The 11,931-nt window shown below is 70.6% G+C and carries 14 protein-coding genes and 1 tRNA gene; 4 read left to right on the forward strand and 11 right to left on the reverse strand.

What is annotated here, in order from left to right; translation table 11 throughout:
* The first annotated feature begins 12 nt into the window (after positions 1 to 12).
* The 4 genes from OXU32_01120 to OXU32_01135 all read left to right on the forward strand — a co-directional run bounded on the left by OXU32_01120 (position 13) and on the right by OXU32_01135 (position 2,010).
* A complete protein-coding gene (locus tag OXU32_01120) occupies positions 13 to 327 on the forward strand; it encodes a hypothetical protein (GenBank protein MDE0072571.1) in 315 nt (104 codons plus the stop codon).
* Between the two features lie 6 nt (positions 328 to 333).
* Positions 334 to 723: a hypothetical protein gene (locus tag OXU32_01125; GenBank protein ID MDE0072572.1), complete on the forward strand. Its 390-nt coding sequence runs from the start codon at positions 334 to 336 to the stop codon at positions 721 to 723.
* Positions 720 to 1,886, forward strand: coding sequence for a tyrosine-type recombinase/integrase (locus OXU32_01130; GenBank protein ID MDE0072573.1), 1,167 nt, complete (start codon positions 720 to 722; stop codon positions 1,884 to 1,886). The genes OXU32_01125 and OXU32_01130 overlap by 4 nt, the downstream gene beginning before the upstream one ends.
* A gap of 50 nt (positions 1,887 to 1,936) precedes the next feature.
* Positions 1,937 to 2,010: transfer RNA gene (locus tag OXU32_01135), tRNA-Ile, on the forward strand.
* On the opposite strand, the gene OXU32_01140 is transcribed toward OXU32_01135, so the two are convergent.
* The 11 genes from OXU32_01140 to OXU32_01190 form a co-directional block, all read right to left on the reverse strand.
* A complete protein-coding gene (locus OXU32_01140; GenBank protein MDE0072574.1) occupies positions 1,998 to 3,233 on the reverse strand; it encodes a site-specific integrase in 1,236 nt (411 codons plus the stop codon). The genes OXU32_01135 and OXU32_01140 overlap by 13 nt on opposite strands.
* Positions 3,230 to 3,619: a hypothetical protein gene (locus OXU32_01145; GenBank protein ID MDE0072575.1), complete on the reverse strand. Its 390-nt coding sequence runs from the start codon at positions 3,617 to 3,619 to the stop codon at positions 3,230 to 3,232. The genes OXU32_01140 and OXU32_01145 overlap by 4 nt, the downstream gene beginning before the upstream one ends.
* Before the next feature lie 5 nt (positions 3,620 to 3,624).
* The gene (locus tag OXU32_01150) at positions 3,625 to 3,939 is read right to left on the reverse strand and encodes a hypothetical protein (GenBank protein MDE0072576.1); all 315 of its coding nucleotides are present in this window, start codon (positions 3,937 to 3,939) and stop codon (positions 3,625 to 3,627) included.
* 19 nt (positions 3,940 to 3,958) lie between these two features.
* Positions 3,959 to 4,780 carry a hypothetical protein gene (locus OXU32_01155; protein ID MDE0072577.1) on the reverse strand — a complete coding sequence of 274 codons (822 nt, stop codon included), beginning with the start codon at positions 4,778 to 4,780 and terminating at the stop codon, positions 3,959 to 3,961.
* Positions 4,781 to 4,868: 88 nt separating this feature from the next.
* Positions 4,869 to 5,903 carry a zincin-like metallopeptidase domain-containing protein gene (locus tag OXU32_01160; GenBank protein MDE0072578.1) on the reverse strand — a complete coding sequence of 345 codons (1,035 nt, stop codon included), beginning with the start codon at positions 5,901 to 5,903 and terminating at the stop codon, positions 4,869 to 4,871.
* Positions 5,900 to 6,106 (reverse strand): hypothetical protein, encoded by a 207-nt coding sequence (locus OXU32_01165; GenBank protein MDE0072579.1) that lies wholly within the window; start codon positions 6,104 to 6,106, stop codon positions 5,900 to 5,902. The genes OXU32_01160 and OXU32_01165 overlap by 4 nt, the downstream gene beginning before the upstream one ends.
* Complete coding sequence (locus tag OXU32_01170; GenBank protein ID MDE0072580.1) at positions 6,103 to 7,080, reverse strand: ATPase, T2SS/T4P/T4SS family; 978 nt, start codon at positions 7,078 to 7,080, stop codon at positions 6,103 to 6,105. Before OXU32_01170 ends, OXU32_01165 begins: the two co-directional genes overlap by 4 nt.
* Positions 7,077 to 9,113, reverse strand: a complete 2,037-nt coding sequence (locus OXU32_01175; GenBank protein ID MDE0072581.1) for a type IV secretion system DNA-binding domain-containing protein — start codon at positions 9,111 to 9,113, stop codon at positions 7,077 to 7,079. Before OXU32_01175 ends, OXU32_01170 begins: the two co-directional genes overlap by 4 nt.
* A 295-nt stretch (positions 9,114 to 9,408) precedes the next feature.
* The gene (locus tag OXU32_01180; protein MDE0072582.1) at positions 9,409 to 10,341 is read right to left on the reverse strand and encodes a hypothetical protein; all 933 of its coding nucleotides are present in this window, start codon (positions 10,339 to 10,341) and stop codon (positions 9,409 to 9,411) included.
* Positions 10,338 to 11,009 (reverse strand): VirB8/TrbF family protein, encoded by a 672-nt coding sequence (locus tag OXU32_01185; GenBank protein ID MDE0072583.1) that lies wholly within the window; start codon positions 11,007 to 11,009, stop codon positions 10,338 to 10,340. Before OXU32_01185 ends, OXU32_01180 begins: the two co-directional genes overlap by 4 nt.
* Positions 11,010 to 11,026: 17 nt before the next feature.
* Positions 11,027 to 11,931 (reverse strand): type IV secretion system protein (locus OXU32_01190; GenBank protein ID MDE0072584.1); only part of this gene is annotated, 905 nt, incomplete at its 5' end.

The following is an 11,931-nucleotide window of genomic DNA, read 5'->3' on the forward strand; positions in this document are numbered from 1 at the left end:
GGAGGATCGGACTTGCAGCCCTGGAAGATCAGCGCGGGACTCACCGCCGCACTCACCGGAGCAACGTTCCTCCTCGGCGGAGCCCGCCTCGAGTATCTCGCGCCCCACTGGGCGCTCATCTTCGCCAGCCACGGCGCCTCGGTCGGGCTGCACGCGGCGTTCGCCGTCGTCACCGTCTCCGCCGCCATCTACAGCGTCGCCCGCGCGACCGGGCTCGCCGACCTCGGAAGCCGCGTCGATCTCGCCGAACGTTCCGTCCGGCGCGGCGAGGGGGACGCAGATCTCACCGACGCGCTCCGCAGGGACGCCGAGGGGGACTGGGAGTGAACGCCCATGAGTGAGCGAAGATCCGTCGAGGCGCTGCCCGGCACCTGGCGCAGGCGCGCGAAGGCGCTCCGCCGTTACGGAAGCGAGCCCCCGGCCGTCACGCTGGAACGCTGCGCGGCCGAACTTGAGGACACCATCGTCGAAAGGGACGAGACCACCTACTCGCTGGTCGAGGCTTCCCGCGAGAGCGGATACTCGGCCGACCACCTCGGGCGGCTCGTCCGCGACGGAAAGATCCCCAACGCCGGACGGCCCGGCGCGCCCCGGATCGCGCGCAGGGACCTGCCCCGGAAGGCCCACGTCCCGGCGGAGCCGCGACTGGCGGAGGAGCCTCGCCGGCGCGATGTTTCGAACGCGCAGATCGTGCAGTCCATCATCGAGAGAGGAATCGAATGATGGCAGTCACGAAACGTGACCGGCGCGCGTACAGCGCCGGCGAGCGGGGCCGGAACCGGGTGAGGGTGTTCCCCGATCCCAAGACCGGTCTTTTCCAGATCGAGTGGCGCAACAACGGTCGAAGGCTGAGCCGGTCGCTGAGACACCGCGACTGGCAGAAGGCGAAGAAGCAGGCGGATGAGCTTGCCGCAGGCTTCTCCAGCCCGCAGGCCCGCGAGGTACGGGAGCCCGAGCCGCTCACGCTGGGGGGGCTTTTTGACATTTACGGGGAAGAGGTGACGCCCACCAAGGCGCCGTCGAGCCGGAAGTACGACCGGGCCACCATGGCGATGTTCCGCAACTTCTTTGGGGGACACCGTCAACCGGCCACGCTCTCGCAGCGCGACTGGGACCGGTTCATCCGGGCACGTCGTGCGGGCAAGGCCGGGCGCAGCCGCAGGCCCGTGGGCAACCGCACGATCCAACAGGACCTCAAGCTACTGCTCGCGATCCTGAACTGGGCCGCGAAGTCGAGGGACGAGGAGGGTAGGCTCCTCCTCGAATCCAACCCCCTCCGGGGGCTCAGGGCCCCTGCCGAGAAGAACCCGACCCGGGTGCTTCTCACCGACGCGGAGTACCAGGCATTGCTCCGGGTGTCCGAGGCGATGGACTGGCGGTTTCGTGTGGCGCTGGTGATCGCCCACGAGACGGGGCACCGTATCGGTGCCATCCGCCAGCTCCGCTGGCCGGACATCGACATGGAGGCCGGGGTTATCCGCTGGCGCGCTGAGAACGAGAAGACCGGGTACGAGCACCGGACTCCGGTCACAGCCGAGGCGCTCGCCGTCTTGCAGGGGGCGTGGATGCAGAACCCCAGCGGCGGGGACTCTCCCGTGCTGCCCGCGCCGAGGGACCCCTCGCGGTGCCTGGACCGGTCGCGGGTGCGCGTCTGGTGGGACAAGGCCCAGAAACTCGCAGGGCTGGAGCCCAAGCGCGGTCGCGGCTGGCACTCGCTGAGGCGGAAGTTCGCTTCGGACCTCATGAACCAGCCGCTGAAGGTGCTCTGCGAACTCGGAGGCTGGAAGACGGCCCAGACCGTTCTCCAGTGTTACCAGCGGGCCGACGAGGACCAGCTCAGGAAGGCCCTCGAAGACCGGCGGAGGGTTTCCATTCCCGCTGAATAGCGGGAATCAAACAGCTGGAACTCGACCTCGAAATCCCGTAACTTCAATAGGGGCCTGTAGCTCAGGTGGTTAGAGCGCACGCCTGATAAGCGTGAGGTCGGTAGTTCGAATCTACCCAGGCCCATTGGACTTACGCGATTCGTGGGTCCGATCCTCTCCAATTATCCTCTCCAATTGGAGAGGATTTGGGGACCCGGAGCCGCCCCCCCGGTACGTCTCCAGAGCCTTCCTGAGCCGGTCCTCGTCGGGCCGCTGGTAGCATTTGAGGACCGTCTGGGCGGTCTTCCAGCCGCCCAGATCGCAGAGGACCTTGAGCGGCAGGTCCATGAGGTCGGAGGCGAATTTCCGCCTCAGCGAATGCCAGCCGCGCCCCCACCTGGGATCGAGTCCTGCGCGCCGCTCGGCCTTCGTCCACCAGTCGCGCGCGAGCGAGCGGCTCATGCACGCGAACGGATCCTTCGGCGCCGGCATCACGGGCGCGTCCCCGATCCCGGGGTTGTGCCTCCGCGCCTCGACCAGAACGGCCTGTGCGATGGCGGTGATCGGCGTCCGGTGCTCGTACCCCGTCTTCTCGTGCTCGCCGCGCCACCGGATCATTCGGGAGTCGAGGTCGATGTCGGACCAGCGGAGCTGGCGGATCGCCCCGATCCGGTGGCCCGTTTCGTGCGCGAGCACGAGCGCCACCCGGAACCGCCACTCCACCTCGCCGGCCACGCGGAGCAACGCCTCGTACTCGGCCTGGGTGAGCACCACCCGGGTCGGATTCTTCTCGGACGGAGCCTTGAGGCCCCGGAGCGGATTCGATTCGAGGAGAAACCTTCCCTCCTCGTCCCTCGACCGCGCAGCCCAGTTGAGGATGGCGAGCAACAGCTTGAGGTCCTGCTGGATGGTCCGGTCGGCGGCGGGTTTGCCGCTCCGCCCCGCCTTGCCCGCGCGGCGTGCCCGGATGAAGCGGTCCCAGTCGCGCTGCGAGAGCGTCGCGGCCTTGCGGTGGCTTCCGAAGAACCGGAGGAACATCCTCATCGTGGCCCGGTCGTACTTCCGCGACCCTTTCGCCTTGGTGGGCGTCACCTCCTCACCGTAGATTTCAAACAGCGTCTTGAGGGCGAGCGGCTCGGGCTCGGCGTCCGCGGCCACCGGCTCCGCGATCCCGGCGGCGATCTCGTCGGCTTGCTTCTTGGCCCTGGCCCAGTCGCGGTGCCTCAGCGACCTGCGCAGCTTGCGTCCGCCTTCGCGCCACTCCACCTGCATGATGCCGGATTTGGGATCGGGGAAGACCCGCACCCGGTTCCGGCCCCACTCGCCGGCGCGGTAGACGCGCCGGCCACGTTTCGTGCGTGCCATCATTCGATTCCTTTTTCGATGATGGACCGCACGATCTGCCTGTTGGAAACCTCGCGGCGCCGGGGCTTCCCCGCCAGTCGCGGCCCGCGCGGCGCGTGGGCCTTCCGGGGAAGATCCTTGAGCGCGATCCTGGGCGCGCCGGGCCGTCCGGCGTTGGGGATCTTGCCGTCGCGGACGAGGCGTCCGAGGTGGTCGGCGGAGTATCCGCTCTCGCGGGAGGCCTCGACGAGCGAGAACGTGGTCTCGTCCCGCTCGACGAGCGTGGCTTCGAGGTCGTCGGCGCAGCGCTCGATCGCGGTGGCCGGGGTCTCGCCGCCGTACCTGCGGAGCGACTTGGCCCGTCTGCGCCAGGCGGCGGGCAGGCCCTCGACGGTCGGTCGATTGGTCACGCGTTTCATTCCCAGTCTCCCTCTGCGTCCCTGCGCAGCGCGTCGGCGAGGTCCCGGTCCCCGTCTCCCCGCCGTACGGACCGTTCGGCGAGATCGACGCGGCTGCCCAGGTCGGCCAGGCCCGTCGCTCGGCCGACGCCGTAGATGCCGGCGGCGACGATCATGACGGCGAACGCCGCGTGCAGTCCCGCCGCGACGCCGTGCCGGGCGAGGATGAGCGGCCAGAGCGGCGCGAGGTAGTCGAGGCGTGACCCGCCGAGCAGGAACGCCGATCCGGCGAGCGCGGCGGTGAGTCCCGCGCTGATCTTCCAGGGCTGCATGCTGGTGGCTCCTTTGCGGTCAGAGTTCGACGGACGCCGGATCGCGGTCGGCGGGCCCCCTGAGCCAGGATCCGCCGTCCCCAGACCCCAGGCCGAGCTTGCGGAGCATGCCTTGGGCGGCCGGTCCGTTGGCGTGCATGGCGAACCCGGCGGCCGCCTTGGCGCGCAGCGCCGGTTCGCGGTAGTCCCCGGATGCGACCTCGATGTTGACGCGCCCGGTTCTCCCCTCGGCGTCCTCGTACTCGATCTGCGCGTCGGGATAGAGCACCCGGTCCGCCCCGTCGAGGGGAAGCCCGAGTTCCCCGGCCTCACGTCGCCGCTCGCGGTCGGCCGCGCGGTCGCCGTTCCTCCTCCGCTCCGACTCGCTCGCTCGCGCGACGGCGCTCTTGAGTTCGGCGTCGAGTCGGACGCGGCGCACCTTGGCCCCGCGTCGGCGGAGGCGCTCCCGTTCCTCGGCGCATGCGCGGTAGACGGCGGTGTCGTGGCTGGCTTGGGCGTCGCGGATTCGGGGGATGTCGATCCGCTGCTCCCGGTCCATCCCCCGCTTGGCGGCGAGTTCGCGAGCTTCGGCCAAGCCGGCGGGCGTGAGGGTGACGATCTTGAACGGATTGCCGTTCGGCCCTGGGGCCGTGCCCTCGGTGACGAGCCCGTCCCGGATCCACGCGTCGACGGCCCGGCGAGTGGCGTAGGGATGCCCGCTGAAGCGGATCTCCGCGAGGTCGCGGTAGGAGACCGCGCCGTGGACGCCGATGTCGGTCAGGGCCCCGGCGCAGCGTTCGGGGAAGGGGATGGACCCGCGCTTGCGGTCCGCGGCGTATTCTCGGCGGTGGCCTTTCCGCATCGGAGATCGATTGCGGCTGGGTGGCGCGGCCGGGCGCGGGTCCGGTTCGGCCGTGCGGCCGAACATCTCCCTCCCTCTCATCGGTCGGTCAGCGGCTCGGCCCGGCGCCGCGCGCCGGGGTGGGGATCTGCGGCACGTGAACGACGATCCTCTGCGGCCCCTGCGCGGGCGTGCGGACGGCCGCCACGGCGACGGGATCGCGCGCCGCCACGCGCTCGCGGTGCCGGCCGAGCACGAAGTCGGAGATCTTCTGCGCGTCCGCGGCCGCGCGCCGGATCTCGCGCGGGTCCTCCTCAAGCGCCTGGATCCAGCCCTCGACGTAGGCCGCGCCCCGCGCCGGGTCGTGGCCGACGCCCACGCGCTCGCCGGTCATCATCGCGCTGATCTCGGCCCGCAGCTCCTCGCGGGCGTACTCCGGCGAGCCGAACCCGTTGTTGATCCCCTCGATGAGGGTGTCGCGCTTCATCCGGCTCTCGTGGCCGGTGCTGTGGCCCAGCTCGTGGAGTGCGGTCTGGTAGTAGTGGTTCGCGGACGGGAACTGGCCCCGCTCGGGCAGCACGATCTCGTCGCGCTTCATGTGGTAGTAGGCGCGGTCGCCCTGGACGTGGCGGACCGGGACGCCGACATCCTCCATGACCCGCTCGGCCTCCTGGTGCACCTTCCAGAGCGGCTCGGGCGTCGGGTTCGAGCGCTCGGGCAGCCCGTCGGCCTGCTCGGCGTTGAACACCGTGTACTGGCGCACGAACGGCGCCTTGAGCTTCTCGTAGCGGTAGACCTTCTTGCCCTCGGCGTCCCTCCTGGGCCGACCCTGCTCGTCGGTCACGGCGATCCGCTTCTTGTCCTGGAAGGAGAGGATGCGGGTGCCGCGCTCGCCCTTCCTGACCTGCCCGCCTTTGGTCTGGATCTGGCGGTAGGTGCCCCAGCGCACGTCGCCGTAGCCCTGCTCCTGCTGCACGGAGGCGAGGTGCAGGCTGTTCCCGCCCCGGTAGGAGCGGTCGGTGTCCACGTTCATGGGCATCACGCGCTCGCCCGGCGCCCACGGCTTCTGCCAGGGCGCGGTGCCCTGCCGGATCTGCTCGATGATCGCGTCGGCGAACTTGCGGTGGTATTCGTCGTGGTTCATGCGTCCACCTCCTCGCCGGCGGCGCCGTGCGGGTCGTCCCAGGCGGCGGCGATCTCGTCCTCGTCGCCTACGTCCTCGGGGAAGAGGCCGTACTGCTCGGCCAGGAAGGCGTCGACTTCGAGCGTGTCGCCGCTGTCGCGGGCGAGTTCGCGGTCGAAGTCCTCGAACGTCTTGACTCGGATGGTCCGGTCGATGCCTCTCATGCGTTCACCTCCTTCGGTGGTTGGGTGGTCCATGTCGGTTCCGTGATCCAGCGGCCGGTGGCCGCGTCGTAGCCGCGCACTTCGAGCGCCTCTTCGACGAACCGGCGCCCGTCGCGGCGGGTCACGTGCAGCACGAGCGCGATGCCGTCGACGACGCCCCGGCAGGTGACCTCCCAGGGCAGCGCGTCGCCGGCCTGCATGGCGCAGCTGGCGAGTCGCGAGAGCGCGGAACGCGCGTTGTTGGCGTGGATGGTCGTGAGGGACCCGCCGTGCCCGGTGTTGAGGGCTTGCAAGAGGTCGGCGGCCTCGCCGCCCCGGACCTCGCCGACGACGATGTGGTCGGGCCGGTGGCGGAGCGCGTGGCGCACCAGGTCGCGGATCGAGACGGGCGTGTCGTGGGTGGCTCCGGCCTCGAACCGGAGGCAGTTGGCGCGGTCGATCCGGAGTTCGAGCGTGTCCTCGATGGCGACGATCCGCTCGTCCTCGGGCAGGAGTTCGATCAGCGCGTTCAGGAGCGTGGTCTTGCCCGAGCCGGTGCCGCCGGAGACGAGGATGTTCCGGCGCGCCGCAAGCGTGGCCCGGGCGGCCTGGAGCGCCTCTTCCGGGAGCGAGCTCATGCGGACGAGATCCTCGGCCGTGAACGCCCGGCCCCCGAACCTGCGTATGGTGATCGCGACCTCGGGGCTCGCGGGTGGCGTGCAGATCGCGACCCGCGATCCGTCCTCCAGCCGGGCGTCGAGGATGGGCCGGGCGGCGGGATCGAGCCCGAGCGGCCGGGCGATGTGGATCGCCGCTCGGTGGAGCCATGCCGCGGTGAGCCCGGGCGCGTCGTGGGGCTCCAGCGTCCCGGCGCGCTCGACCCAGACGTTCGCGGGTCCGTTGATCATGATCTCGGAGACCCCGGGATCTTCGAGTAGACCCTCCAACCCCGGAAGGAACGGGACGAGGTGGCCGACGCCGCTGGCGCGCTTCATATCCGCCCCTCCTCGCGCTGCCGCCAGTAGCCCTGGGTCCTGAGCAGGTAGTGGGGCTTCAGGTAGACGCGCCGCGCCGGGAGCGACTTGACGCCGTCGTACGGGAGGCAGATCGCCTGATAGTTGGCGAGCAGCCCGAACTGACGCGGGGTGAACACCGGCTCCCGCTGTTGCCGGAACGACTTGCTCGCCCCGAGCTGGCCGTCGCCGCCCCCGGCCCGGCCGGACAGGAGCGAGAACTCGGGCTTGTTCGAGGTCTCGGTGAACGTATAGGACGCCTGCGTCTTCTTGACGTCGCCGCACATTTCGGACGCGATCTTGGCCGACGCGTCGTCGGAGAGCGACAGGAAGATCCGGGTGCGGAGCGTCTGGACGAGCGTGCGCCACGCCTCCCCCGACGGGAGCACGGAGCGGAGCGAGGAGATCGACTGCGTGGCGACGATGGGGATGCAGCGGCACTGCCGCGTGAGCGCGAACGCCTTCTCGTCGCCCGAGGGGTCGTCCTGCCCTACGGTGGCGAACGCTTGATACTCGTCACAGATGAACACGGCGGGCCGCATGTAGCGGCCGGGGCGGCGGGCCGCCTCGGCGGGTCTTCGGAGCAGCGCCTGCATCCACGCGTTCTTGAGCAGCACGCCGATGGCGCGTGCCAAGGCCGGGTTCGCCCCGGCTGGCATGTTGAGCGCCAGCACCTTGCCGCCCTCGATCAGGTCGGCGAGCGGCGGCAGCCTGCGCCGGAGTCCCGGGATGGGCTGCACGTCCGGGACCTCCTCTCCTTCGTCTCCGTCCGTCCGTGCGTCTGGGGGGTCGTCCTTCGGCGGCGGCGGGCAGAACACGCGCGCCACGTCCGGCTGATCGAAGAGCGACAGGAACACCGAGATGCCTTCGACGATCGAGGTGCGGAGCTTGGCGTCGAGCTTCGTCCAGTCGTGCCGGTACCATCGCTCGACGGCCTCGACCTGCTCGGCGTACTCGCGTCCCGCCCCGCTTCCCACCGGCTCCGTGGCGCACTCGACCTTCAACTCCGCGAGAAGCGCCGCGCGTTCCGGATCGAGGGGACACGCCACCGTGTCGCTGCCGGGCGCCATGTCCCAGTCCCAGTCGCCGAGCGCCTTCCGGTGCTTGGTGAGAACCTTGGCGGCGATGACAACTCGCATGGGGCACCGCCGAAGCGCCTCGGCCTTCGCCTCCCCGATCTTCCGGGCGAACAACTCCGCCTCGACCGTGCAGCGGTAGATGTCGCGGAGCGTGACCCAGCCGCCCGGCAGGAGCCGGTGCAGCTCGACGATCCAGCGAACGAGGTTCGTGTAGGCCTGCTGCCAGAACGGTTCGCGGGACTTGCCGAAGAGCTGGTTGATGAGCGACGCGACGCTGTACGCCATCGAGTAGGAATCGAGCAGCGGATCGTCGAGCGGGTTCCACTGCCAAGCCCCCCCGAGCCCGATTTCGAGGTAGTCGTCCTCGCGCCCGGCCTCGCCCAGGATGCGCCGGACCTGGTGACAGAAGTCCCCTTTGACCTCCAGCACGAGCGCGCCCGCGCGGCGGTCGGCATCTTCGGCCTGCCAGGTGAGCAGCTGCCGCGCGAACGGGTACATGCAGGCCGTCGTCTTGCCGGTGCCGACCGCCCCGACGACGAGCACGCCGGTGTAGAGTCCCCTCTCGGGAACGACGAGCCAGGAGGGCCGGTCGCATTCCCGGGCAACGGTCGGGTGGTGCAGTTCCCCGACGACGAGCGACGGCGCGTCGTCCCCGGGCGAGTTCGGCCAGGCGGGCAGCCTGCCCCGGTTCCGGCGCATCGCGAGCGGCTCCAGCCAGACCCGCGAGACCGAGCGCATCACGTTGCCGGCCAGGACGACGGCCGCGCCGGGCGCTAGGTAGTACCACGCGCGGATCGCCGCATGGATGCCCGGATCGTTCTGGGCGATCAGGTCGAGAAACGGGTTGCCGCCGACGGGCGGAAACGGCGCGAGCAACGCGCGCGCGGCGGTCGCCGCCAGGGCCGCCCCGGTGAGGACGAGCGTCCACGGCTTCATCGGCCGGACACCCTTCCCGGAGGGATCCCTGGCGCTGGAGCGACCCGTCGAGGCGGGGGGGCGAGTTGTGAAAACACGCTCGGCCCTACGCCGCACCGAGCCCTCGGCGAGGCGGGTCGCTCCAGCCACGGCCCCCGTGGCCCGTCCGGCGTCGGGCCGGCGGGCCGCGGTGCCGCAAGACGCCACCGCGCAAGCGGATGGACGGAAGGCCGCATGTGAATCGCCGGGGGCCGGATTCGTGAAACGACCCCCCGCGTCGTTTTCACGCCGCGGTTCGGCATTGCGAGCCCTCCGCTCATCGGTAGCGGACCCTTGCGAGGCGCTCGGTCCGCCAAGCGGCCCCGCGGTCGATCGATCCGCGCCCGCCCCGCCGGCGCGCCTGCTCCTCCAGCGCGACGCTGCGCTTCAGCGCCGCCTGGAGGCCGCCGAACTCCTCGAGGATGTGGACCGCGCCCTTGAGGATCGCCCGCTCGATCCGGGCGAGCTCCTCGGCCGCCCCGGCTTCGGGCTCGGCGGGACCGCCGGGCTCGGACCATCCTCGCGTCACCCGCCGCGCCCGGTCGAGCTCCCGCGCGGTGCGCGCGACGGCCACGACCTCGACCGACCGGCCAAGTCCCCGGAGCGCGCGCCAGAGCCCGCGGTGCGCCCGGCCCCACGAACGGAGCGCCGTCGAGGTCTCGTGGCCCGGATCGGTGTAGACGAACAGAGCGCGGGCCGAGTCGAGCGCGACCGGCAGCTTCACGGGGAAGTAGCGGCGGGTGGTGCGGGCGGCGCCCCGGTACACGCGCACGGGCAGCAGCGAGCGTTCGATGCCGAGCGCCTCGAACGCGGACACCTTCTCCTGCTCCGTGGGGAGCCAGGGCAGGTCCGTGTGCTCGATCACGTAGTCGAGCGACAGCAGGCGGCGCAGAAGCACTTCGGTCGAAGCGCCGCGGCGGTGGCGGATGTGCTCGGCTCCGAGCGCCCGGTAGACCGGGCGGGCGAAGATCCGGCCGACCCGGCCCATGCCGGCGACGCCGGGCTCCGTCTCCTCGCTCGCGACGCGCTCAGCGATCAGGGCGTGGACGCCGCGCCGGACCTGTTCCGGGTGCGCGCCCATGAACCGCGCCCACTGCGCGCGGGTGAACACGCCGCTGTGGAGACACACGAGCGCGACCCATTCGGCCTTCCTGCCCGTCCAGCCGAAGGCTTCGAGCGCCTTCTCGCGGCCCTTGAGATGCGCGATCATCGCTCGTCTCCCGTCACGAGCGCCCGGTCGGCCCGCATGTAGGTGACGAGGAGCCCCATCGGGTTGTGCACGACCAGCTCCGTAGGGATCGAATCTAGGAACTCGAACCGGAGGCTGAGCGACCAGCGTTCGCGCCGAAGCTCCTGTTCGCCCCTCAGGTGCACGAGGTCGAAGTCGGCCGTCGCGCCGTGCGGCGGCTCGGGCGCGGGGTGGATGCGGAGCACGACCTGCTCGACCTCGGTCTCGGTGTCGGCGGTCCCCGCCGCCACGCTCGCGACCTCCGCGCCGTCCCTCTGGAACGCCGCGTTCGCCAGGTCCGTCGACAGGAACCGGAGGCTGCGGGTCCAGTGCTCCTCGACGGTCGCGCGGCGGCGCGAGTGGAAGTCGTGGACGAACCGGTTCAGGAAGTATTTTGTCGTCGCATCGAGCGGATCGGCCTGGACGGTCGCGGCCTCGTAGGCCAGCGCCTCGGCCCGGCCCACCTCATCCACGCGGACGACGATGGGCTTGGGCGGCTCCGCGCCAGCTATGCGCAGCAGCACGAGGACGCCGAGCACGATGCTCGCGGAAAGGAAGATCAGGATCGTCCTGAGCTTCCGGTTCGCCTGCACGGCCTCGCCCCAGATCTCGGCGTACTCGCGGCCCGCGTCACGGTCTCGTTTCATCATCGGTGTCTCCTTGGGGCTCAGACGGGCTTGACGGGAGCGGCGGCCTTGCTCGCCCCCTGCATGACGAGCGCGACGAACCCGGACCCGGCGGAGCCGGAGCCGGACACGAGCATCGAGGCGAGTTCGCCGACCTTGAGCCCGGCCATGAGGCCGGAGACGACGAGCGGCATGAGGACGACGGCCCAGAGCCAGAGCTCGAACGGGTCCGCCGTTCCGGTGCCCATGAGGGCATCGGCGTAGGTCGTGATGTAGCCCATGCCGACGCCCATGAAGACGCGCAGCACGGCCCCGGCCACGACGCCGTAGAGCGTGTAGACCATCATGGTCCGGAACCATCCCCAGAACAGGAACGAGAGCGGCTCGAAGAGCAGGAACGCGATGAACACCGGACCGAGCAGGATCGCGATGGCGATGGCGACCTGCGCCCAGATCACCTGCGCGTAGGTCACGCAGAACAGCGCCAGCAGGCAAACCACGAGCGAAGCGCCCATCACGAGCGTGACCAGCGAGGAGAAGATCACGGTCGCGCCCGCCGTCACGACCGAGAGCAGGTTGCCCGTGGACCACGCCGCGCCCAGGTGCGCGGAGTACGCCTGCACGAGCGCGGTCATCTCGGTGTAGCCGGCCGACACCACGTCGGACAGGAACAGGTTCTGGAGCCAGATCCCGCCTCCGGCGACCATGGCCGGGAACGTGAGCCCGACGCCGGGGATCGGGACGACGTAGTAGTGGAGCAGCGTGCGGGGGATCGCGATCCCGATCACGAGCTTGACGATCTCCCACGGCTGGAACGTGCCGCTGAACGCGATCTTGAGTCCGGTCCAGGCGACCATCACGGCGGCGAGCCCGCCCCAGAGCTGGAGCCCGAGCGTGTGAACGTCGGGCGCGGCCCCGCCGACGACGGTGTCGAGCACCACGTCGA

Source organism: Gammaproteobacteria bacterium (genome assembly GCA_028819075.1).
GTDB lineage: Bacteria > Gemmatimonadota > Gemmatimonadetes > Longimicrobiales > Gaopeijiaceae > BD2-11.

Bases quoted from the DNA above. Each gene is read 5' to 3' on its own strand.
- OXU32_01125 (MDE0072572.1), top strand. From the start codon at position 334: ATGAGTGAGCGAAGATCCGTCGAGGCGCTGCCCGGCACCTGGCGCAGG.
- OXU32_01130 (MDE0072573.1), top strand. From the start codon at position 720: ATGATGGCAGTCACGAAACGTGACCGGCGCGCGTACAGCGCCGGCGAG.
- OXU32_01140 (MDE0072574.1), bottom strand. From the start codon at position 3,233: ATGATGGCACGCACGAAACGTGGCCGGCGCGTCTACCGCGCCGGCGAG.
- OXU32_01150 (MDE0072576.1), bottom strand. From the start codon at position 3,939: ATGCAGCCCTGGAAGATCAGCGCGGGACTCACCGCCGCGCTCGCCGGA.
- OXU32_01155 (MDE0072577.1), bottom strand. From the start codon at position 4,780: ATGCGGAAAGGCCACCGCCGAGAATACGCCGCGGACCGCAAGCGCGGG.
- OXU32_01160 (MDE0072578.1), bottom strand. From the start codon at position 5,903: ATGAACCACGACGAATACCACCGCAAGTTCGCCGACGCGATCATCGAG.
- OXU32_01165 (MDE0072579.1), bottom strand. From the start codon at position 6,106: ATGAGAGGCATCGACCGGACCATCCGAGTCAAGACGTTCGAGGACTTC.
- OXU32_01170 (MDE0072580.1), bottom strand. From the start codon at position 7,080: ATGAAGCGCGCCAGCGGCGTCGGCCACCTCGTCCCGTTCCTTCCGGGG.
- OXU32_01175 (MDE0072581.1), bottom strand. From the start codon at position 9,113: ATGAAGCCGTGGACGCTCGTCCTCACCGGGGCGGCCCTGGCGGCGACC.
- OXU32_01180 (MDE0072582.1), bottom strand. From the start codon at position 10,341: ATGATCGCGCATCTCAAGGGCCGCGAGAAGGCGCTCGAAGCCTTCGGC.
- OXU32_01185 (MDE0072583.1), bottom strand. From the start codon at position 11,009: ATGATGAAACGAGACCGTGACGCGGGCCGCGAGTACGCCGAGATCTGG.